Origin of the sequence: Streptomyces sp. NA02950 (genome assembly GCF_013364155.1) — a bacterium.
Taxonomy (GTDB): domain Bacteria; phylum Actinomycetota; class Actinomycetes; order Streptomycetales; family Streptomycetaceae; genus Streptomyces.
In genome coordinates this window covers 6,255,621-6,274,728 of the sequence record NZ_CP054916.1, presented here as the reverse complement: position 1 = coordinate 6,274,728, position 19,108 = coordinate 6,255,621, and the positions used below count along the sequence as shown (strand labels likewise).

General features: G+C 73.0%; 18 protein-coding genes, 2 tRNA genes and 1 pseudogene. 5 read left to right on the top strand and 16 right to left on the bottom strand.

Going from position 1 to position 19,108, the window contains the following annotated elements:
- Nucleotides 1-108: 108 nt before the first annotated feature.
- Both rpsT and HUT19_RS27445 read left to right on the top strand, forming a co-directional pair.
- Nucleotides 109-375, top strand: coding sequence for a 30S ribosomal protein S20 (rpsT, locus tag HUT19_RS27450; protein ID WP_176183018.1), 267 nt, complete (start codon nt 109-111; stop codon nt 373-375).
- Nucleotides 376-627: 252 nt separating this feature from the next.
- A complete protein-coding gene (locus HUT19_RS27445) occupies nt 628-1,524 on the top strand; it encodes a hypothetical protein (protein ID WP_254885815.1) in 897 nt (298 codons plus the stop codon).
- 70 nt (nt 1,525-1,594) lie between these two features.
- On the opposite strand, the gene holA is transcribed toward HUT19_RS27445, so the two are convergent.
- From holA to HUT19_RS27430, 3 genes are all read right to left on the bottom strand, one after another.
- Nucleotides 1,595-2,584 (bottom strand): DNA polymerase III subunit delta, encoded by a 990-nt coding sequence (gene holA, locus HUT19_RS27440; protein ID WP_176183017.1) that lies wholly within the window; start codon nt 2,582-2,584, stop codon nt 1,595-1,597.
- Nucleotides 2,585-2,720: 136 nt separating this feature from the next.
- Nucleotides 2,721-2,999, bottom strand: coding sequence for a hypothetical protein (locus tag HUT19_RS27435; protein WP_176183016.1), 279 nt, complete (start codon nt 2,997-2,999; stop codon nt 2,721-2,723).
- A 75-nt stretch (nt 3,000-3,074) separates the two neighbouring features.
- Complete coding sequence (locus HUT19_RS27430) at nt 3,075-3,743, bottom strand: O-methyltransferase (RefSeq protein ID WP_176183015.1); 669 nt, start codon at nt 3,741-3,743, stop codon at nt 3,075-3,077.
- A gap of 58 nt (nt 3,744-3,801) precedes the next feature.
- Here HUT19_RS27430 and HUT19_RS27425 point away from each other — a divergent pair, with 58 nt between their 5' ends.
- Nucleotides 3,802-4,695 (top strand): winged helix-turn-helix transcriptional regulator, encoded by an 894-nt coding sequence (locus HUT19_RS27425; protein ID WP_176183014.1) that lies wholly within the window; start codon nt 3,802-3,804, stop codon nt 4,693-4,695.
- Between the two features lie 15 nt (nt 4,696-4,710).
- Here the strand turns inward: HUT19_RS27425 and HUT19_RS27420 are convergent, their stop codons facing one another.
- On the bottom strand, nt 4,711-4,869 hold the full coding sequence (locus tag HUT19_RS27420; RefSeq protein ID WP_176183013.1) for a hypothetical protein: 159 nt from the start codon (nt 4,867-4,869) through the stop codon (nt 4,711-4,713).
- Between the two features lie 186 nt (nt 4,870-5,055).
- Between HUT19_RS27420 and HUT19_RS27415 the strand changes: the two genes are divergently transcribed.
- Nucleotides 5,056-5,520, top strand: a complete 465-nt coding sequence (locus tag HUT19_RS27415; protein WP_176183012.1) for a pyridoxamine 5'-phosphate oxidase family protein — start codon at nt 5,056-5,058, stop codon at nt 5,518-5,520.
- Nucleotides 5,521-5,557: 37 nt separating this feature from the next.
- Here HUT19_RS27415 and HUT19_RS27410 read toward each other — a convergent pair.
- The 9 genes and pseudogenes from HUT19_RS27410 to HUT19_RS27370 all read right to left on the bottom strand — a co-directional run.
- A pseudogene (locus HUT19_RS27410) lies at nt 5,558-8,128 on the bottom strand (ComEC/Rec2 family competence protein); the annotation flags it as partial.
- A complete protein-coding gene (locus HUT19_RS27405; protein WP_254885814.1) occupies nt 8,125-9,153 on the bottom strand; it encodes a ComEA family DNA-binding protein in 1,029 nt (342 codons plus the stop codon). The pseudogene HUT19_RS27410 and the gene HUT19_RS27405, both read right to left, overlap by 4 nt.
- Before the next feature lie 296 nt (nt 9,154-9,449).
- Nucleotides 9,450-10,295, bottom strand: a complete 846-nt coding sequence (locus HUT19_RS27400; RefSeq protein ID WP_176183011.1) for a DegV family protein — start codon at nt 10,293-10,295, stop codon at nt 9,450-9,452.
- 123 nt (nt 10,296-10,418) lie between these two features.
- Complete coding sequence (locus HUT19_RS27395; protein ID WP_176183010.1) at nt 10,419-11,090, bottom strand: hypothetical protein; 672 nt, start codon at nt 11,088-11,090, stop codon at nt 10,419-10,421.
- Between the two features lie 150 nt (nt 11,091-11,240).
- Nucleotides 11,241-14,114 carry a leucine--tRNA ligase gene (gene leuS / locus HUT19_RS27390; RefSeq protein ID WP_176183009.1) on the bottom strand — a complete coding sequence of 958 codons (2,874 nt, stop codon included), beginning with the start codon at nt 14,112-14,114 and terminating at the stop codon, nt 11,241-11,243.
- A 350-nt stretch (nt 14,115-14,464) separates the two neighbouring features.
- A tRNA-Ala gene (locus HUT19_RS27385) sits at nt 14,465-14,537 on the bottom strand.
- 103 nt (nt 14,538-14,640) lie between these two features.
- Nucleotides 14,641-14,874, bottom strand: coding sequence for a hypothetical protein (locus HUT19_RS27380; protein ID WP_176183008.1), 234 nt, complete (start codon nt 14,872-14,874; stop codon nt 14,641-14,643).
- Between the two features lie 5 nt (nt 14,875-14,879).
- Nucleotides 14,880-15,038 (bottom strand): hypothetical protein, encoded by a 159-nt coding sequence (locus tag HUT19_RS27375; RefSeq protein ID WP_176183007.1) that lies wholly within the window; start codon nt 15,036-15,038, stop codon nt 14,880-14,882.
- Nucleotides 15,039-15,114: 76 nt separating this feature from the next.
- Nucleotides 15,115-16,629 (bottom strand): MFS transporter, encoded by a 1,515-nt coding sequence (locus HUT19_RS27370; RefSeq protein ID WP_176183006.1) that lies wholly within the window; start codon nt 16,627-16,629, stop codon nt 15,115-15,117.
- 180 nt (nt 16,630-16,809) lie between these two features.
- Between HUT19_RS27370 and HUT19_RS27365 the strand changes: the two genes are divergently transcribed.
- Nucleotides 16,810-17,778, top strand: a complete 969-nt coding sequence (locus HUT19_RS27365; protein ID WP_176183005.1) for a helix-turn-helix transcriptional regulator — start codon at nt 16,810-16,812, stop codon at nt 17,776-17,778.
- A 57-nt stretch (nt 17,779-17,835) separates the two neighbouring features.
- Here HUT19_RS27365 and HUT19_RS27360 read toward each other — a convergent pair.
- From HUT19_RS27360 to rsfS, 3 genes are all read right to left on the bottom strand, one after another.
- A tRNA-Ala gene (locus HUT19_RS27360) sits at nt 17,836-17,908 on the bottom strand.
- Between the two features lie 72 nt (nt 17,909-17,980).
- Complete coding sequence (locus HUT19_RS27355; RefSeq protein ID WP_176187358.1) at nt 17,981-18,634, bottom strand: histidine phosphatase family protein; 654 nt, start codon at nt 18,632-18,634, stop codon at nt 17,981-17,983.
- The gene (gene rsfS / locus HUT19_RS27350; RefSeq protein ID WP_176183004.1) at nt 18,631-19,074 is read right to left on the bottom strand and encodes a ribosome silencing factor; all 444 of its coding nucleotides are present in this window, start codon (nt 19,072-19,074) and stop codon (nt 18,631-18,633) included. The genes HUT19_RS27355 and rsfS overlap by 4 nt, the downstream gene beginning before the upstream one ends.
- Nucleotides 19,075-19,108 lie beyond the last annotated feature (34 nt).

Here is a 19,108-nt window from a genome sequence, read left to right as displayed (position 1 = left end):
CACAGACCCTGCTGGTAACCTGGCCGACTGTGTCTCGTGCCGCCCTCGGGCGGCCGCGGACGCGGAACACGACCAGCGAAATCCAACGAACCTGCGAAGGCTCTTTACGTGGCGAACATCAAGTCCCAGATCAAGCGCAACAAGACGAACGAGAAGGCCCGTCTGCGCAACAAGGCCGTCAAGTCCGAGCTGAAGACCGCCATCCGCCGCACCCGTGAGGCCGTGGCCGCCGGTGACGCCGAGAAGGCCACCGCCGCCGCCCGCGTCGCCGGGCGCAAGCTCGACAAGGCCGTCAGCAAGGGCGTGCTCCACAAGAACAACGCCGCCAACAAGAAGTCGGCGCTCGCGCAGCAGGTCGCCGGCCTCAAGGGCTGACGTCAGAGCTGCCGCTCCCGGGGCGTACACCGCCCCCTCCGGGGCGTAAGCCGTCCCACCCCGCCGGTCCGGGCCCAGCGGTCCCTCTCACCCGCTCCGACCGGCAGCCGACAGCTTGACTGCGGCACCGCGCCGCACGCGGCCTGCGTTCGCCACGCGGGTGCGGCGCACAGCAATCGACGTGGAAGCCCCACGCCGTCCTTTCCCCGGACAGCGTGGGGCTTTCCCGGTTTTCTCGGGTATGTTCACGTCATGTCGATACCGGGGGAGACACCCAACCCGTACGGGCAGCCCCAGCCGCCCCAGCAGCCTCAGCACAGCGCCTACGGAGTGCCACAGCAGCCGGCCCAGCCACAGGCCGCCAACCCCTACGCCCAGCCCACGATGGCCGCCATGCCCATGGCCGGGTACGGGCAGCCGGGCACGCCCATGGGGGCGCCGCCCACGATGGCGCCCGGCGGCCCGGCGGGCGGCGGCGGCCGGGGCGGCAGGATCTGGCTGTGGGGGCTCGGCGGAGCCATCCTCGCCTCGGCTGTCTGGGCAGGTGCCCTGCTGGCCACCGGAGGGTTCGGCGGCAGCGACAAGCCGAAGGCCGATCTCGCCGGGTACACCTACACGGACGACCTGTGCGACCCGACCGACACCAAGACCTTCGAGGACGCCGGGTACGAGGTGAAGGGCGCGGACAGCCGCAACAGCTCCAACCCGACGCATAGCAGCTCCCAGAACCCGGCGCTGGACTCGATGTCCTGCAACATCGACTTCAAGCCCGACTCCGCGTCCAGCAGCGACTACTCCTCGGTGTGGCTCTACACGACGGCGTCGCTGCACAAGAAGACCGACCCGGCACCCGAGTTCGAGGCCACCTACCGGGCCTATGAGTCCCAGAAGACCTCCAGCTACAGCTACAAGGTCAAGGCGGTCGGCGGTCTCGGCGACGAGGCGTACGTGGTGACGCAGACCAGCCGGTCCAGCTCCAGCACCGGGGGGTATGTGATCCTCGGGGTCCGCGACGGCTGGACGACCTACCAGTCCACATGGTCGGAGTACGTGTCCAGCTCGTCGGGCGCCACGGCCAAGACGGACGACGAGGCCGTCGACATGCTGAAGAAGAGCGCCAAGGCGACGCTCGCGAAGATGAAGGAGTGACCGGGGCGCCCGCTTCGTTTCAGGCGCCCACTGCGCGCGGGGCACCCGCTCCGCTCGGAGGGCGCGCTCGCTAGGAGCGGCCTGAGCGGGCGGCGCGGGCGATGGTCACGACGGCCTTCTCGAGGGCGTACTCCGGATCGTCCCCGCCGCCCTTGACCCCCGCGTCCGCCTCGGCGACCGCGCGCAGCGCGACCGCCACACCGTCCGCCGACCAGCCGCGCATCTGCTGCCGCACCCGGTCGATCTTCCACGGGGGCATCCCGAGCTCCCGGGCCAGATCACCGGGGCGGGCGCCGCGCGGGGCCGAGGCCAGCTTGCCGATGGCGCGTACGCCCTGGGCCAGTGCGCTGGTGATCAGCACCGGCGCCACTCCGGTGGCCACGGCCCAGCGCAGCGCCTCCAGCGCCTCGGCGGCCCGCCCCTCGACGGCGCGGTCGGCGACGGTGAAGCTGGACGACTCGGCACGGCCGGTGTAGTAGCGGGCGACGACGGACTCGTCGATGGTGCCCTCGACATCGGCGGCGAGCTGCGACACCGCACTGGCCAGCTCGCGCAGATCACTGCCGATGGCATCGACCAGCGCCTGGCACGCCTCCGGGGTGGCGGACCGGCCCGTACCGCGGAACTCCGAGCGCACGAACGCCAGACGGTCGGCGGGCTTGGTCATCTTGGGACAGGCGACCTCGCGTGCCCCGGCCTTGCGGGCGGCGTCGAGCAGGCCCTTGCCCTTGGCTCCGCCCGCGTGCAGCAGTACGAGGGTGATCTCCTCGGCGGGGGCGCCGAGATAGCCCTTCACGTCCTTGATGGTGTCGGCCGACAGATCCTGTGCGTTCCGCACCACGACCACCTTGCGCTCGGCGAAGAGCGAGGGGCTGGTGAGCTCGGCGAGGGTGCCGGGCTGGAGTGCGTCGGGAGTGAGGTCGCGCACATCGGTGTCGGCGTCGGCCGCGCGGGCGGCCGCCACGACCTGCTGCACGGCGCGGTCGAGCAGCAGCTCCTCCTGACCCACGGCGAGGGTCACGGGGGCGAGCGGATCGTCGGTCGTCGTCTTCCTGGCCATCGCGGTCCAGCATCCCACGGACCACCGACATCCCCCGCCGGGCCGGGTACGACGTGGCGGCGGGGGCCGTGTTCGGGGATCGGGGATCCGGACCCGTGGCCCGTTGCCCGTGGCCCGTGGCCCGTGGCCCGTGGCGCTACTCGGCCTCGAGCCAGCCCTCGTACTCCTCCGCGAAGGCGTCCAGGGCGGCGGGGTCCAGCTCCCGGGCCGGGTCCTCGACCACCACCAGCCACTGGGCGTCCTCGGCATCGTCCTCGCCCGCCAGCGCGTCCCGGACCAACTGGGGCTCGTGGGAGGTGCGGAACCGCTCGGGCAGCGCCTCGGCGACCTCCTCCGCCGCGTCGCGGTCGGGCAGCACCAGGACGTGCCGGACGCCGTTCAGTCCTTCATCGATCACCGGGCCATTGTCCGGCATCGGTCGGACGGCGGACGCGCCGGGCGGACCGTGACCAGGGCCGCTGGGCGATGATCAGCGATCAGGACCGCTCGGTCAGCCGGTGACCAGGGCCAGCGTGAAACCGTCGTAGCCCTTCTCGCCGACCGTCTGCACCGCGGTGGCCGTCAGCCGCGGCTCCTCGGCCATCATCTCGGTGAACCGCCGTACGCCCTGGACCTTGGGATCGGTGCTGGAGGGGTCGGCCACCGCTCCGTCCCGCACCACGTTGTCGCCGATGATCAGGCTGCCGGGACGGGTCAGCCGGAGCGCCCAGCCGAGATAACCGGGGTTGTTCGGCTTGTCGGCGTCGATGAAGACCACGTCGAAGGGGCCCTCGCCCTCCTCGGCCAGCCGCGGGAGGGAGTCCAGCGCCGGTCCGGTGCGGATGTCGACGACCCCGGACAGCCCCGCCTGCGCCACATTGGCGCAGGCCACCTCGGCGCACCCCGGATCGGCCTCCAGGGAGATCAGGCGGCCGTCCGCGGGCAGGGCCGTGGCCAGCCAGATGGTGCTGTAGCCGCCGAGGGTGCCGATCTCGAGCACCCTGCGCGCGCCCCGGATCCTCGTCAGCAGATGCAGCAGCTTGCCCTGGTTGGGCGCCACCTGGTGCGGCGGCAGACCGGCCGCCGCGCTCAGGTCGAGCGCCGCGTCCAGGGCCGGGTGGGAGGGGGTGAGCAGGGTGTTGAAGTAGGCGTCGACCTCGGTCCACCGGGCCAGCGACATCAGCGAGTTTCCTTTCGGAATGGACTTGATTCCGAAAGGGAACTTACTATGGACGGCGATGACAAGGAAGCGAGACCTCGATGACGTCTGCGGTATCGCGCGGGCCGCGGCCGTGCTCGGCGACTGGTGGAGCCTGCTCGTCCTGCGCGAGGTCGCCCGCGGGCACCTGCGCTTCGACGAGCTGACCCGGGAGCTGTCCATCTCCCGCAAGGTGCTGGCCGAGCGGCTGAAGGAGCTGGTCGACCATGCGGTGCTGGAGCGCCGCCCCTACCAGGACCGGCCGGTCAGGTACGCCTACGAACTGACCGAACGCGGCCGGGCGTTCCTGCCGGTGCTGATCGGCATGCAGGACTGGGCCGACCGCTGGCTGCTCGGCGACGGCTCCCTGACCGCGACCGCCGAGGACGGCAGCGCGGAGACGGCCCGCGTCCGGGGCCTGGTGGACACCGCCGTACCGCCCGGCCTCGCGCTCACCGGCTCCGACGGCGCCCTCCATGACGTGGTCGCGGAACACAGCGCGGCCACGGTGCTGTTCACCTACCCGGCGACCGGGGTTCCCTCCCCCCTCCCGGACAGCTGGGCGGACATCCCCGGCGCGGTGGGCTGCACCCTGGAGAACCGGCTGTTCCGCGACGCCTGGCAGTCCTTCCGCGCGGCGGGCGCCGCGGTACGGGGTGTGAGCACCCAACGCCCCGATGAGCAGGCCGTCTTCGCGACAGCCGAGAAGGTGCCGTTCCCCCTGCTGTCCGACAGCGAACTGCGCCTCGCCGCCGCGCTGCGGCTGCCCGCCTTCCGCGCGGCACAGCAACTCCGCCTCAAGCGGCTGATCCTGGTCGTCTCGGGTGCGGATCGCACCGTCCGGCACGCCCTCTACCCGGTGACCGACATCCCGGCGGCCGTGGCCGGGGCCCTCGCCCTGGCCCGGGACGTGGTCCGCGCCGCCACGGCGTGAGGTGTCCGCCGCCCGCTACGCGCCGGGGTCCAGCAGTTGCTCCTGTCCGATGCGGCGCTCCTCGTCGGTGATGTGCAGGGCGGTCTCGGTCGAGGCGGACCCATGGCGTGGTTGTACAGCGCCCAGGTGGCCGCGGAGAAGCTCCTTCCGCCCCGGCGCAGGAGTCCCCCGCACGGGAGGAGGAGAGCGCCCCGGTCCACCGGCGATCCGGTCCCCCAGCGGGCCGGGTCCATCGCTGACGTAGGGCCCCGGTCCGCTGACATGCGGCCCCGGTCCTACACCGAATGCCCGAGGCACCGGGCACCGCCGCGTGGATAGCGTGCACCCGGGCGGACCGGTCGAGAGGGGCGGGGACAGACCATGGGGGACGACGCGGTGGTGCGTGGCCAGGAGCAGCGCAAACGCGATCTGTTGGAGCGACTGGAGCGGGAGGCGGACATCTGGGTGGCGTCCGCCGACGGGCAGGGGCTGCCCTGTCTGGTGCCGCTGTCGTTCCTGTGGGACGGCGGGGCGATCTGGCTCTCCACCCGCCGGACCAACCCCACCGGCCGCAATCTGCGGGAGGTCGGCCGGGCCCGCCTCTCCCTGGCCGACACCCGTGATGTGGTGCTGATCGGGGGAACGGTGGAGGTGTTCGCTCCGGACCAGGTGCCGGCCGCCACCGCGGACGCCTTCGCGGCCAAGGCGCTGTGGGATCCCCGGCGGCCCGGGAACGGCTCCTCCTACGCCTATTACCGGGTGGCCCCCACCGAAGTGCAGGTCTGGCACGAGGAGCCCGAGCTCCCGCGGCGCCATCTGATGCGGAACGGCGTGTGGTCGGTCTGAACCGAGAGGACCGTCTGAGCACCGCGCGCAGCGCGGGGCCCGTCACCGCGATCGGCCCGTCGGTGTCCGTCCGCAGCACGGCCGCCCCCTGGGCGCGCAGGGCCGCGATGGTGCGTGGTGCCGGATGTCCGTACGGATTGCCCGCACCGGCGGAAATCAGCGCCAGGCGGGGGTGGAGGCGGTGCATCAGCCGGGGGTCCTGATAGGCCGAGCCGTGGTGGGCGACTTTGACCACATCGACCCGGGGCAGCTCGGGGTGGGCCGTCAGCAGGGCCCGCTGGGCGGGTGGTTCGAGGTCACCGAGGAGCAGCAGGGTCAGCCCCGCGGTACGGACGAACAGGGTCACGCTCGCGTCGTTCGCCCCGTCCGCCGGCGGTACGGCGGGCGTGCCCGGGGGCGATGCCGGGGACGGGGGCGCGGGCCACAGCACCTCCCAGGACAGCGGGCCGAACCGGCGGCGCTCCCCCGGCCCCGCCGTGACCACCGGCACCCGCGCCGCCCGCGCGCGGCGCCGCACGAACTCGGCCTGGCCGGGCGGCTCCTCCAGACCGGTCGTCTCGATGGCCCCCACCGCGCGCCCGCGCAGCGCTCCGGTCAGCCCGGACACATGGTCGGCGTGGAAGTGGGTGAGCACCAGCAGCGGAATCCGGACCACTCCCAGGGAACGCAGACAGCGGTCGACGGCCAGTGGCTCGGGGCCGGTGTCCACCACAACGGCCGTGCCGGGTCCGGCCGCCAGGACCAGGGCGTCACCTTGGCCGACGTCACACGCCACCAGCCGCCAGCCGGGCGGTGGCCAGCCGGTGATGACGCGGGCCAGCGGCGCCGGGCGGACGACCGTCAGCAGCAGCACCAGCGCGCACACCGCGCACAGCCACCCCGGGTGCGGCACCCGGCGGCCCACCAGGACGGCGGCCAGAGTGGCGACGGCCAGCAGCAGCCCGCCCTGCCAGCCGCCCGGCCAGTCCAGCTCCGCCCCGGGCAGGGCCGCGCCCCTCCTGGCCACCTCGGCGATCCACTCCGCGGGCCATCCGGCCGGCCAGGCGATCCACCCGGCGAGCGGCGGGATGAAGGGGGCCACGGCGAGCGCGCCGAACCCCAGAACGGTGGCCGGGCCGACCGCCGCCTCGGCCAGCAGATTGCAGGGGACCCCCACCAGGCTCACCCGCTCGGCCAGCACCACAACAACCGGAGCGCAGACCGCCTGGGCGGCCGCGGCCGCCGCCAGCACCTCGGCCCATCGCGGCGGCACACCACGGCGGCGCAGCCCGGCGGCCCACACCGGTGAGAAGGTGAGCAGCGCGCCGGTGGCCAGCACGGAGAGCGCGAAACCGTAACTCCGCGCCAGCCACGGGTCGTAGAGGACCAGCGCCAGGACGGCCGCGGCCAGGGCCGGAAGCAGGGATCTGCGCCGTCCGGTGCCGAGGGCGAGCAGGGTGATCAGCCCGCACACCGCCGCACGCAGCACACTGGGCTCGGGACGGCACACGATGACAAAGCCCAGGGTGAGCGCGCCGCCGAGCACGGCCGTCGTTCTGAGCCGGATACCGAGCGCGGCCGCCAGCCCCCGCCGCTCGGCCCGTGCGGCAAGGCGGGGCGGACCGGTCAGCAGGGCGAGAACGAGCGTCAGATTGCTGCCGGAGACCGCCATCAGATGCAGCAGGTCCGTGGCCCGGAACGCCTCGTCGAGGTCGGGCGGCACCCGGGAGGTGTCCCCCACGACCAGGCCCGGCAGCAGCGCCCGCGCGTCCGGGGAGAGCTCGTCCGTCGCGGTCCGCAGCCCCGCGCGCAGCCGCCCCGCCTGCTTCTGGAGGGTGCTGGGCGCACCGATGACCCGCGGTGGCCCGCCGCCGTCGACCCGCACGACGGCCGCGACGCGGTCCCCGTCGCGCAGCGGCGGCGCCAGCCGGCCGTGCACCCGCAGCCGGGTGGAGGGCAGCAGCCCGAGCCACTGGGCCCGGTCCCGCTCGGCGCCCGCGCGGACCGTCACCAGCACGGGCGCGCGGGTGGCGGTCGTGATGCCGTCGGGTCCGGTGACCCGGCCGACCTCCGCCTCGATCACCACCGCCACGGGTGCGAGTGCGGCGCCCCGCACCCGGGGGCGGGTGAGCCGGGGGTCACCGGTGACCTGCACCTCCGCGGTGACCTCGGCGTACTCCCGGGCCAGGTCCGGAACCGGGCCGTCCCGCACCTCCGCCGCGTGCAGCGCGGCGACCGCCCCCGCCGCCGCACCGCACAGCAGCGCCGCGGCCACCGCCCCGGCCGCCCGTCTGCGCCGCCCACCGCCGTGCGCCGGGGAGTTGGAGCCGCGCCCTCGGGGACCGCTGTGGGGGTGGGAGGTGCCGTGCGGCCGGCCGGCCGTGGTGGGGACGGTCCGGCGGCGGGCCCTGAGCAGCAGGACGGCTGCCGCGAGGCAGGCCAGCGCACAGACCACCGCGACGGTGCGGCCCGGCGTGCCCAGCGCGATGGCAGCGGCGGCCCAGGCGGTGACGGCGGGCGGCACCAGACGGAGGTCGGGCGGGCCCTCCTGGCGGGGCTCGGACGCCCCGCGCGGCGAGGCGGCCGCGGCGTGCACCGGTGCGCGGGCCCGGGTGGGCTGTGCCGTCATGGGCGGACCAGCGGACGCAGATCGGCGAACCGGCGCTCGCCGATGCCATTCACCTCGCGGAGCTCCTCGATACTGCGGAAACCGCCGTGCTGGGTGCGGTAGTCGATGATGTGGCGCGCCAGCACCGGACCCACGCCCGGCAGAGTGTCGAGCTGCTCCGGGGTGGCGGAGTTGAGGCTGACCGGCCCACCGGGCGCACCCGGCCCGCCCGCCGTACCCGGTCCGGCGGGTGCACCCGGAGCTCCGGCGCCGGGGCCCGTACCGGCACCGGAGCCCGTACCGCCGCCCGTGCCCGCGGCATCTCCCCCGGCGGCCGGCGGGCCGCCGGGAGCCTGGCCCGCCGGGGCGCCGACCACGATCTGTTCACCGTCGACCAGCGGCCGGGCACGGTTCAGCCCACTGGTGTCCGCACCCGGCCGTACCCCGCCCGCCGCCTCCAGCGCGTCGTCGACCCGCGCGCCGGACGGCAGCGTACGCAGCCCCGGACGCCGGACCTTGCCCGTCACATCGACGACGACCGAACGGCCCGCCCCCGGGCCGGGCCGCCCGCCGGGGGTGGGAACGGACCCGGCGGGCGCGGCGCGCGGCGGCTCGGGGTCCGGTGCCCGCACGGTCTGAGGGCGGCCGGTCCAGAAGTGATACACCGCGAAGGCCACCGCCACGAGCAGGGCGACCGACAGCGCCGCCAGAGTCCTGAGCTGCATACCGCAGCGCACCTGGAGCCATGTCGGCAGCCGTTCCCGCAGCACGAGCCGGATCCGCTCGCGGCGCCGCAGCGCCCCGCCACCGCCGGGCTCGGCCCCGACTCCCGCTCCGGCCTCACCGCCACCCTCGGTTTCGGCGGGGTCGGCCCACCGCGGTGTCGCACGCGCCGGGGCGTTGGCTTCCGGACCGTCCCGGCTGCCGAGGGCGACGGTGCCGCATCCGGTACCGGGCCCGGTATCGGTATCGGTATCGGGCCCGATGTCGGTATCGGGCCCGGTGTCGGTATCGGGCCCGGTGTCGGGTGGACCCGCCTCCCGCACGGGAGCCCCGCGCCGATGCGCGGGCAACAGGGCCGCGGCACGAGCCGAAGACGACGAGGGCGCCGGATGCAACGAAGGCGACGAAGGCGACGACGAGCCACGGCCCGTCCCACCCCCGCGATGACGACCGCGCTCCGCACCGATGATTACTGCATGTGATCGTGACCTCATGCCTCCCGACGGTAGGCACATCCGGCCGATCCCGCCGAGACACCCCAAATCCCGGGGAAAACCCAGCGGTTGTGGATATCCCGGTCACCCCGACGGGTGAACGAACCGGACCCGGCCCCCGGCCCCTACCGCGGCGAAACGATCGCGCCCAGCAGCCCCGGCCCGGTGTGGGCACCGATCACCGCGCCCACCTCCCCCACGTACAGCTCCACCAGCCCCGGCACCCGCTCCCGCAGCCGCTCCGCGAGCGTCGCCGCGCGCTCCCCCGCCGCCAGATGCTGCACCGCGATGTCCACCGGACTCAGTCCGGCCCGCTCCACCACCAGTTCCTCCAGCCGGGCCAGGGCCTTCGAGGCGGTACGCACCTTCTCCCGCAGTTCGATCCGCCCCCCGTCGAGCTGGAGCAGCGGTTTGACCGCCAGCGCCGAGCCGAGCAGGGCCTGCGCCGTGCCGATGCGGCCGCCGCGCCGCAGATAGTCGAGGGTGTCCACGTAGAAGTAGGCGGCGGTGCCGTCGGCCCGCTTCTGGGCCGCCGCCACGGCCTCGTCCAGCGTGCCCCGGCCCTCCGCCGCCTCGGCCGCCGCCAGCGCGCAGAAGCCCAGCGCCATCGCGACCATGCCGCTGTCCACCACCCGCACCGGCACCGGGGCGTCCTGGGCGGCGAGCACCGCCGCGTCGTAGGTACCGGAGATCTCGGCGGACAGATGGAGGGAGACGATGCCCGTCGCCCCCTCCTCGGCGGCGGCGCGGTAGGCCGCCGCGAACATCTCCGGGCTGGGCCGGGACGTCGTCACCGGCCTGCGTTTCTGCAGGGCCTGCGCGAGGGAACGCGCCGAGATCTCGGTGCCCTCTTCCAGGGCCCGGTCTCCGAGCACCACCGTCAGCGGAACGGCGGTGATGCGGTGCCGCTCCATCGCCTCCTGCGGCAGGTACGCCGTTGAATCGGTCACGATCGCGACATGGCGGGACATGACAGGGAGGTTATCGGGGGACGCGCCGGGCCGACAGCGCGACCCCACCGAATGATCACTGACCGTACCGGTCAGGGCCTTACCCGGCCCGGACCGGCTCACACCCGCCGGCACCGTCCCGGCTCAGGCCGTGTTCTCCGGACGGGCGGATTTCCGCCAGGCCTTCTGCCAGGAGTAGCCCTCGGTCCGGGGCGTCGTACCGAGCGAGGGCGGCTCCGGCGCCCCCTGCGACGGCCCCGGCCCCTCCGCCGTCTCCGCCGTCCAGTGCCGCAGCGCGCCCGCCTCCATGTCGATCTCGCGGCCCAGCGCGTCCAGATCGTCCCGGGCGAACCGCTGGGCCCGGTCCCGCGCCGCCCACCGCAGCGAGTCCGCGGAGCGGGTGATCCGCTGGGTGCGCTCCCGCAACTCCGGCAGCAGGGCCGTGACCCTGGCCCGGTCGGGCTCCCGCTCCAGCCGCTTCAGGTCCTCCTCCAGCTCCCGCCCGTGCTCGGTGAGCCTCCGGAACAGCCCCAACGACTCCGACAGCGACCGGTCTTGCTCCGCCGAGGCGGTCAGCGCCTGCTCGGTGGCGTGCATCGAGGAGCGCAGGGACAGCCTCAGCTCGGCCAGCTCACCGGCGGTGCCCGGCTGGGCGAACTGACGGGCCCGCAGCCGGGTGTCCTCCACCGTGCGCCGGGCCTGGTGCACCGTGCGGTCGATGCCCCGCTTGGCCGCCTTGACCGCTCGCGCGGTCGCGTACACCCCCACCCCGGCACAGACGAGGAACAGCACCAACAGGATCCAGATGGCTTCCATGTGCGCTCCTTCAAGGCGTCGGGGCGTCGGGCACGGCAGCGGCACGCGTCAACGGCACTCGTTCCTCCAGCCTAAACGGACCGGGCGGGCCGGGGGTTCCTCAGGAACCCCCGGCCCGCCCGTACGGGAAAGGCGCAGGAACGGCGGCGATCACGCCGGGACGATATTGACCAGCTTCGGCGCCCGCACGATCACCTTGCGGATGTCCGCACCGTCCAGCGCCGCCACCACCGCGGGGTCGCCCAGCGCCAGCTTCTCCAGCTCGTCCTCCGAGACCGACGGGGCGACCTCCAGCCGCGCCTTGACCTTGCCCTTGATCTGCACCACGCAGGTCACCGTCTCGTCGACCACGTACGCCGGGTCGGCGGCCGGGAAGGGCTCGTGGACGACCGAGGTGGTGTGGCCCAGCTTGCGCCACAGCTCCTCGGCGATGTGCGGGGCCAGCGGGGCGATCAGCAGCACCAGGCCCTCGGCCACCTGGCGCGGTACCTCACGCACCTTGGTGACGTGGTTGTTCAGCTCGGTGATCTTGGCGATGGCGGTGTTGAAGCGCAGCCCCGCCATGTCCTGCCGGACCCCGTCGATCGCCTTGTGCAGGGCGCGCAGCGTCGCCTCGTCGGGCTCGGCGTCGACGACCACGGCCTCGCCGGTGTTCTCGTCCACGACATTGCGCCACAGCCGCTGGAGCAGCCGGTACTGGCCGACGACCGCGCGGGTGTCCCAGGGGCGCGAGACGTCCAGCGGACCCATGGCCATCTCGTACAGCCGCAGCGTGTCGGCCCCGTACTCGGCGCAGATCTCGTCCGGCGTGACGGCGTTCTTCAGGGACTTGCCCATCTTGCCCAGCAGCCGGGTGACCTTCTCGCCCTGGTACCAGTAGGCCCCGTCGCGCTCCTCGACCTCGGCGGCCGGGACGGCGATGCCCCGGCTGTCCCGGTAGACATACGCCTGGATCATGCCCTGGTTGTACAGCTTGTGGAACGGCTCGGCCGAGGAGACATGGCCCAGGTCGAACAGCACCTTGGACCAGAAGCGCGCGTACAGCAGATGCAGCACGGCGTGCTCGGCGCCGCCGACGTACAGGTCGACACCGCCGGTCGGCTGCCCCTCGCGCGGGCCCATCCAGTACCGCTCGATGTCCGGGTCGACCAGCCGGTCGGCGTTGCGCGGGTCCAGGTAGCGCAGCTCGTACCAGCACGATCCGGCCCAGTTGGGCATGGTGTTGGTCTCGCGGCGGTACGGGCGGGGGCCGCGGCCGTCGCCCAGGTCCAGCACCACGTCGACCCAGTCCTCGTTCCGGGACAGCGGGGTCTCCGGGGAGGTGTCGGCGTCGTCGGGGTCGAAGGTGCGCGGCGCGTAGTCGTCGACCTCGGGCAGTTCCAGGGGCAGCATCGACTCGGGCAGCGGGTGGGCGATGCCGTCCTCGTCGTAGACGATCGGGAAGGGCTCGCCCCAGTAGCGCTGCCGGCTGAACAGCCAGTCGCGCAGCCGGAAGTTGACGGTGCCCTCGCCGATGCCGCGGGCCTCCAGCCATTCGGTGATGCGCGCCTTGGCCTCGACGACGCCCAGGGCGTCCAGCGAGACCGTCTCCCCCGTCGAGTTGACGATCTTCGCGTCGTACGAGGCGAAGGCGTCGTCCCAGGTGGACGGGTCGGTGCCGCGGTCGTCCGACGGCTCGACCACACAGCGCATGGGCAGCTCGAAGGCGCGGGCGAACGCGAAGTCACGGGTGTCATGCGCCGGAACGGCCATGATCGCGCCGGTGCCGTAGCCCATCAGCACATAGTCGGCGATGAAGACCGGAACCGGTTCGCCGCTGACCGGGTTGACGGCGAAGGCGCCGGTGAAGACACCGGTCTTGTCCTTGGCCTCGGCCTGCCGCTCGACATCGGACTTGGCCGCGGCCTGCTTGCGGTACGCGGCGACGGCCTCGGCCGGGGTGGCGTGTCCGCCGGTCCACACCTGATGGGTGCCCTCGGGCCAGGCGGCCGGGACGATCTCGTCCACCAGGCCGTGCTCGGGGGCCAGCACCATGTAGGTGGCGCCGAACAGGGTGTCCTGGCGGGTGGTGAAGACGGTGATCTTCGCCTCGGGGCGGTCGGCCACCGGGAAGTCCACCCGGGCGCCCTCGCTGCGCCCGATCCAGTTGCGCTGCTGCAGCTTGATGGCCTCGGGCCAGTCCAGCGCGTCCAGGTCCGTCAGCAGCCGCTCGGCGTAGGCGGTGATGCGCATGTTCCACTGGCGCAGCTTGGCCTTGAAGACGGGGAAGTTGCCGCGCTCGGAGCGGCCCTCCGCGGTGACCTCCTCGTTGGCCAGCACCGTGCCCAGCCCGGGGCACCAGTTGACGGGCGCGTCCGAGGCGTACGCCAGGCGGTGGCCGCCCAGGACGTCCGCGCGCTCGGCCTCGGTCAGCTCGGCCCAGGCGCGGCCGTCGGGGGTCGGGCGCTCACCGGAGGCGAACTGCTCCACCAGGGTGGCGATCGGGCGGGCCTTCCGCGCCTCCGGGTCGTACCAGGAGTTGAAGATCTGCAGGAAGATCCACTGGGTCCACTTGTAGTAGTCCGGCTCGATCGTCGCGAAGGAGCGGCGCGGGTCGTGGCCCAGGCCCAGCCGGCGCAGCTGGCGCCGCATGTTCTCGATGTTGGCCTCGGTGCTCACCCGGGGGTGGGTGCCGGTCTGCACCGCGTACTGCTCGGCGGGCAGGCCGAAGGCGTCGAAGCCCAGGGTGTGCAGGACGTTGTGGCCCGTCATGCGGTGGTAGCGGGCGTAGACATCGGTGGCGATGTAGCCCAGCGGATGGCCGACGTGCAGGCCCGCACCCGAGGGGTAGGGGAACATGTCCATGACGAACTTCTTGGGCCGGGCCGCGGTCTCGGCGTCACCGGCCAGGTCACCGCTCGGGTTGGGCGCGTCATACGTGCCATTCGCGTCCCAGAAGTCCTGCCAGCGGGCTTCGACGTCAGCGGCCAGGGCGGCCGTGTAGCGGTGCGGCGCGACCTCGGCCGCGGCATTGGTCTCGCTCATGATCCTCAAAGCTCCATCGGTCGTCTCTGCCTGCGGTAGGGAACGGCTCCCTCTTGCCTCCGAAACAAAAAGACCCCTCGCACAGGAGGGGACGCCGCGCCGATGCCGACCGGAGCTGTGCTCGGTCGGACTTGATCAGCGCGGCCCGCTAAGCAGAAGGCGTACGGCACGCATGGGGTCAGGTTACCGCAGGGCGCCAACGGCCCGCATCGAGGGAGCCGCGGTGGCGGACGGAAGTCCGGGCGGGACGGCGGAGGAAAATCCCGTCGGGAGCCCCCTGGACCGGAAGACCCCCGGAAAGGACGAAAGAGACGGACCATCCATATCGGACAGTCCGTCTCCGGTCGCTGTGGAGCTAAGGAGAATTGAACTCCTGACCTCCTGCATGCCATGCAGGCGCTCTACCAACTGAGCTATAGCCCCAGGTCTTGCTCCGCCCGGTTCCCCTCGGCGGCATCGCCCACACTACACGGAGGCCCCGACCTTCCGCCAAATCGATTGCCGCGGGGCGGGAGCGGGGGCCGGGTTACGCCGTGGCGAACGAGTAGAAACGCTTGAGCGTGCAGTGCTCGTCGAGGAGCCGACCGTAGATCGGCTCCCCTTCCAGCTCCCGGTAGGTCTCGATCGGATCGCCCTTGATGATCAGCGCCCGTGCGCACTCCGCGCACCAGTACTGGTAGTCGGAGTTGAGCGGCTCCATGTCGCGGACGATCGGTGTACCGCTGCCGCACCAGTCACACTTCCGGCTGTGTGCTCCCATGTCACTCAGCTCCAGCTGTGGCCGCAGGCCGTACACACGTAGGAAACACCGCCGTTGTCGCCGAGAACCTGAGCCACTTTGCCGGAGCCGCAGGACGGGCAGGCGATGCCCGGCCCATGCGTGTCGGAAAGGTCCTCGATCGCATCGAGGATGCTCGTCGGCATCCCACCTGCCCTCCCCATCGGACTGTCGGCCCCTGCCCCTCCGGCCGTCCGATTCTGCCATGGGACGACGCCCAGGTCAGCGGAGATGCCTCACACGCCTCACGAGACTCAGCAACGCTCCGCATGCCGCCGCCGCGGCCAGTGCGACGCAGGTCACCCACAGGGCGTCCGCCGAGGCGCGCGCTCCGGGCGCCGCACCGTCCGCCGCGTTCAGGAACACCGTGCCGAAGACCGCGACTCCGCTGAGCAGACCGAGTTGAGCCGCCGTCACCAGCACGCCGCTGGCGTCCGCCGCGTCCTGCTGCCGTACGGTCGCCAACGTCTCTGTCAGCACCGGGCTGTAGGCGAGCGAGAGACCCGCTCCGATGCCCGCCAGGGCCACGTAGAGCCCCAGGCCGCCGTCGCCGCCGTCCCGCAGCGCCAGACCGAGCCCGATGAACGACACGGTCGCCAGCGTGAATCCGGCCGGTACCACGACCGGCTGCCACCGCACCGGCAGCCGCTGCCAGTTGAGCCCCAGCACGCCGAACGCGGCCGCCGAGGGCACGAAGGTCAGTCCGGCCCGCATCGCGCTGTAGCCCAGACCGCCCTGCACATGCAGGGTGGTGGCGAACAGGAATCCGCCGTTCGTCGCCATCGCCAGCACGATGCGGATCACGGCCACCGGCATCCCGGGCGCCCGCACCACCCGCGGGGCGATCAGCGGCCTGCCGCCGCTCCGGGCCAGCCGTGCCTCGTACACCGCGAACAGCCCCACCAGGACCGCGCTCAGCCCCAGCATGATCCAGCCCCACAGCGGCCAGTCCCGCTCCTGTCCGAGCACCATCGGCACCGTGAACAGCAGGACCGCCGCGGCCAGCAGCAGCAGACCGGGTACGTCCAGCCCGCTCCGGGGCGCGGTGGCCGGGCCGCCCGGCGTCTCCTCCGGGGAGCCCATCAGCCGCGGGCCGAGGACGAGCAGCAGCAGCCCGATCGGCACGTTCACCAGGAAGACCGGACGCCAGCCCGCGCCCATCAGATCCGCCTCGACCAGCACCCCGCCCACGATCAGCCCGGCGGCGGCACCGGAGGCGAGCACCGCGGAGTACGCGCCGAGCGCCCGCGCCCGCGAACTGCCCGTGTACGTCCGCTGGATGAGGCTGAGCACCTGCGGCAGCATCACCGCCGAGGCCGCGCCCTGGACGAACCGGAAGGCGATCAGCTGCCCGGTGCTGCCGGCCAGACCGCAGGCGAGCGAGGAGGCGGTGAAGCCCGCGAGCCCGGCCAGGAACATCCGCCGGTGGCCGATCAGGGCGCCCAGCCGCGCCCCGGTGATCAGGAGTACGGCGTAGGAGATCGTGTAACCGGCGATGACGAGCTGGAGTCCGGCGCCGGAGGCGTGCAGATCGGCGCGCATGGTCGGCGCCGCGACATTGACGATGAAGACGTCGAGCACGGCCATGAGCTGGCCGGTCAGGACGATCGCGAGCAGCCACCCGGGGCGTGGGGGCCGCCGCGCGGCCGGGACGGCGGCCGGGTTGTCAGTGGGGTGGCCTTTACTGGTTGTGGAGTCCTCTGCGGGGAGAGGGGTGGTCGGGGTGGTGTGCGTCATGAGCCGAGCCTGTCGGCGCGCCGGTACCGGTAACGAGAGCCCGCCGATGCTGGTAGTGGCAGCACCTGGCAGCCTCCGGCCGCCACCGGGAGCATGGAGGACCGGCCCTCCGCGCGGGGGCCGTCAGGGGAGCCGCCGCCACGGGGGACGGCGCCGCCACGGGGGACATGGGGAGCGACGATGGCCGTGAACACCGCACAGCACCGGCACACCACCCAGCGGCGGCGGCCCGAGCTGGCCGCCTTCCTGCGCAGCCGCCGCGCCCGGGTGACCCCCGCCGACGTGGGGATGCCGCCCGGGCTGCGCCGCCGCACCCCCGGGCTGCGCCGGGAGGAGGTCGCCCAGCTCTCCGGCGTCGGGGTCACCTGGTACACCTGGCTGGAGCAGGGCCGCCCGATCAACGCGAGCGTGCAGGTGCTGGACGCGGTCGCGCGCACCCTGCGGCTCGACGGGATCGAGCGCGAGCATCTGTACCACCTGGCCGAGGTGCCGTACGTCCCGGACCGGACGCGGGACACGAGCACGGTCAGCCCCGAGGTGCAGGGCATCCTGGACGCGCTCGACCCGCTTCCGGCCGTGGTCTACAACGCCCGTTACGACATCCTGGCGTACAACGCCGGTTACCAGCACCTGTTTCCGTCGATGCTGGTGACCACCGGGCCCGAGCGGAACGTGCTGTGGCAGCTCTTCGTGACCCAGCGGTGCTGTGTCTCGCTGCTCAACCTGGACCAGGAGATGCCGGTCATCGTGGCGACGCTGCGCGGTGCGTACGGACGGCATGTGGGCGAGCCCGCCTGGGAGGAGTTCCTGGACCGGCTGCTCGCCGCCAGTGACCGGTTCGCCCGGCTCTGGCGCACCGGGGACGTCGCCCCGCCCGGTTCGCGGATCAAGGTGGTGCAGCACGCCTCGGTCGGCGAGATACGGCTGATCTCGACGTCGATGCAGGTCAGCGGCGCACCGGAGACCCGGGTCGTGGTCTACACCCCGGACGACGCGGAGAGCCGGGTCTTTCTGGAGCGGCTGCGGGCCATCCACGACCCGCTGATCGGCTGCTCCGTCCATGCCCGCCCGCTCTCCGCGATACGGGCCGATCGGGCGGAGGGGACAGAGGGGGCGGAGCGAGCCGACCACGGGGAACGGACCGGGTGATCCGGGAAAGCACCGATCCCGCCACCCTCTGAAGGGGACGGGATCGGTGCGGTGCTGTGGAGCTAAGGAGAATTGAACTCCTGACCTCCTGCATGCCATGCAGGCGCTCTACCAACTGAGCTATAGCCCCGCTGTTCTCCGCGCCGGAGCGCTTCGAACGAGAAGGAGCATAGCCGGTGACCTGCCGGAAAAGGAAATCCGTTCAGTCGTCGTCGCCGAGCACCGGCTCGGGCAGCGATCCGGCGTTGTGTTCCAGCAGCCGCCAGCCGCGCAGTCCCTCGCCCAGCACCGACCAGCAGCAGTTCGACAGACCGCCCAGCGCCTCCCAGGTCCGGGGCTCCAGACCGAGCAGCCGGCCGATGGTGGTGCGGATGGTGCCGCCGTGGCTGACCACCACGAGCGTGCCCCCGTCGGGCAGCTTCTCGGCGCTCTCCAGCACCACCGGGGCGGCCCGGTCGGCGACCTCGGACTCCAGTTCGCCGCCGCCGCGGCGCACGGGCTCACCGCGCTTCCACGCGGTGTACTCCGCGCCGAACCGCGCCATGATCTCGTCGTGGGTGAGCCCCTGCCACTGACCGGCGTAGGTCTCCCGGAGCGCGGCGTCGTGGGAGACCTCGAGCCCGGTGACGGCCGCCAGCTCGGCGGCGGTCGCCGCGGCCCGCTTGAGGTCGGAGGCGACGATCGCGTCCGGTCCCAGTGCGGCCAGCAGCCGGGCCGCACGGCGCGCCTGCGCGATCCCGGTGTCCGTCAGCTCGATGTCCAGGGAGCCCTGGAAGCGGCGCTCGATGTTCCAGGCCGTCTGGCCGTGCCGCCACAGGACGACACGGCGGCCCCGGCCGCCGTTGGTGCCGTTCAGCTGAGCTCACCACCGACCGGGCCGCCGTCGGCCGCCTGCGCCTGTGCGTACTCCTCCGCCTTGCCCCGGGTGGCGACGGCGTCGGCCGGGAGCTCCAGCTGGGGGCAGTCCTTCCACAGCCGCTCCAGCGCGTAGAAGACCCGCTCCTCGCTGTGCTGGACGTGCACCACGACGTCCACGTAGTCCAGCAGCACCCAGCGGGCCTCGCGGTCGCCCTCGCGGCGCACCGGCTTGGCGCCGAGCTCCTTGTTCAGCCGCTCCTCGATCTCGTCGACGATCGACTTCACCTGGCGGTCGTTGGGCGCCGAGGCCAGCAGGAAGGCGTCGGTGATCGAGAGCACGTCGCTGACGTCGTACGCGATGATGTCGTGCGCGAGCTTGTCGGCGGCCGCCTGGGCGGCGGCGTTGATGAGCTCGATGGAGCGGTCCGTGGCGGTCACAGGCAAGGCTTTCGGTCGTCGTCGTACCTCGAAG

Coding starts and splice junctions, on each gene's coding strand:
- HUT19_RS27445 (WP_254885815.1), top strand. CDS start 628: ATGTCGATACCGGGGGAGACACCCAACCCGTACGGGCAGCCCCAGCCG.
- holA (WP_176183017.1), bottom strand. CDS start 2,584: ATGGCCAGGAAGACGACGACCGACGATCCGCTCGCCCCCGTGACCCTC.
- HUT19_RS27435 (WP_176183016.1), bottom strand. CDS start 2,999: ATGCCGGACAATGGCCCGGTGATCGATGAAGGACTGAACGGCGTCCGG.
- HUT19_RS27430 (WP_176183015.1), bottom strand. CDS start 3,743: ATGTCGCTGGCCCGGTGGACCGAGGTCGACGCCTACTTCAACACCCTG.
- HUT19_RS27425 (WP_176183014.1), top strand. CDS start 3,802: ATGACAAGGAAGCGAGACCTCGATGACGTCTGCGGTATCGCGCGGGCC.
- HUT19_RS27415 (WP_176183012.1), top strand. CDS start 5,056: ATGGGGGACGACGCGGTGGTGCGTGGCCAGGAGCAGCGCAAACGCGAT.
- HUT19_RS27400 (WP_176183011.1), bottom strand. CDS start 10,295: ATGTCCCGCCATGTCGCGATCGTGACCGATTCAACGGCGTACCTGCCG.
- HUT19_RS27395 (WP_176183010.1), bottom strand. CDS start 11,090: ATGGAAGCCATCTGGATCCTGTTGGTGCTGTTCCTCGTCTGTGCCGGG.
- leuS (WP_176183009.1), bottom strand. CDS start 14,114: ATGAGCGAGACCAATGCCGCGGCCGAGGTCGCGCCGCACCGCTACACG.
- HUT19_RS27380 (WP_176183008.1), bottom strand. CDS start 14,874: ATGGGAGCACACAGCCGGAAGTGTGACTGGTGCGGCAGCGGTACACCG.
- HUT19_RS27375 (WP_176183007.1), bottom strand. CDS start 15,038: ATGCCGACGAGCATCCTCGATGCGATCGAGGACCTTTCCGACACGCAT.
- HUT19_RS27370 (WP_176183006.1), bottom strand. CDS start 16,629: ATGACGCACACCACCCCGACCACCCCTCTCCCCGCAGAGGACTCCACA.
- HUT19_RS27365 (WP_176183005.1), top strand. CDS start 16,810: ATGGCCGTGAACACCGCACAGCACCGGCACACCACCCAGCGGCGGCGG.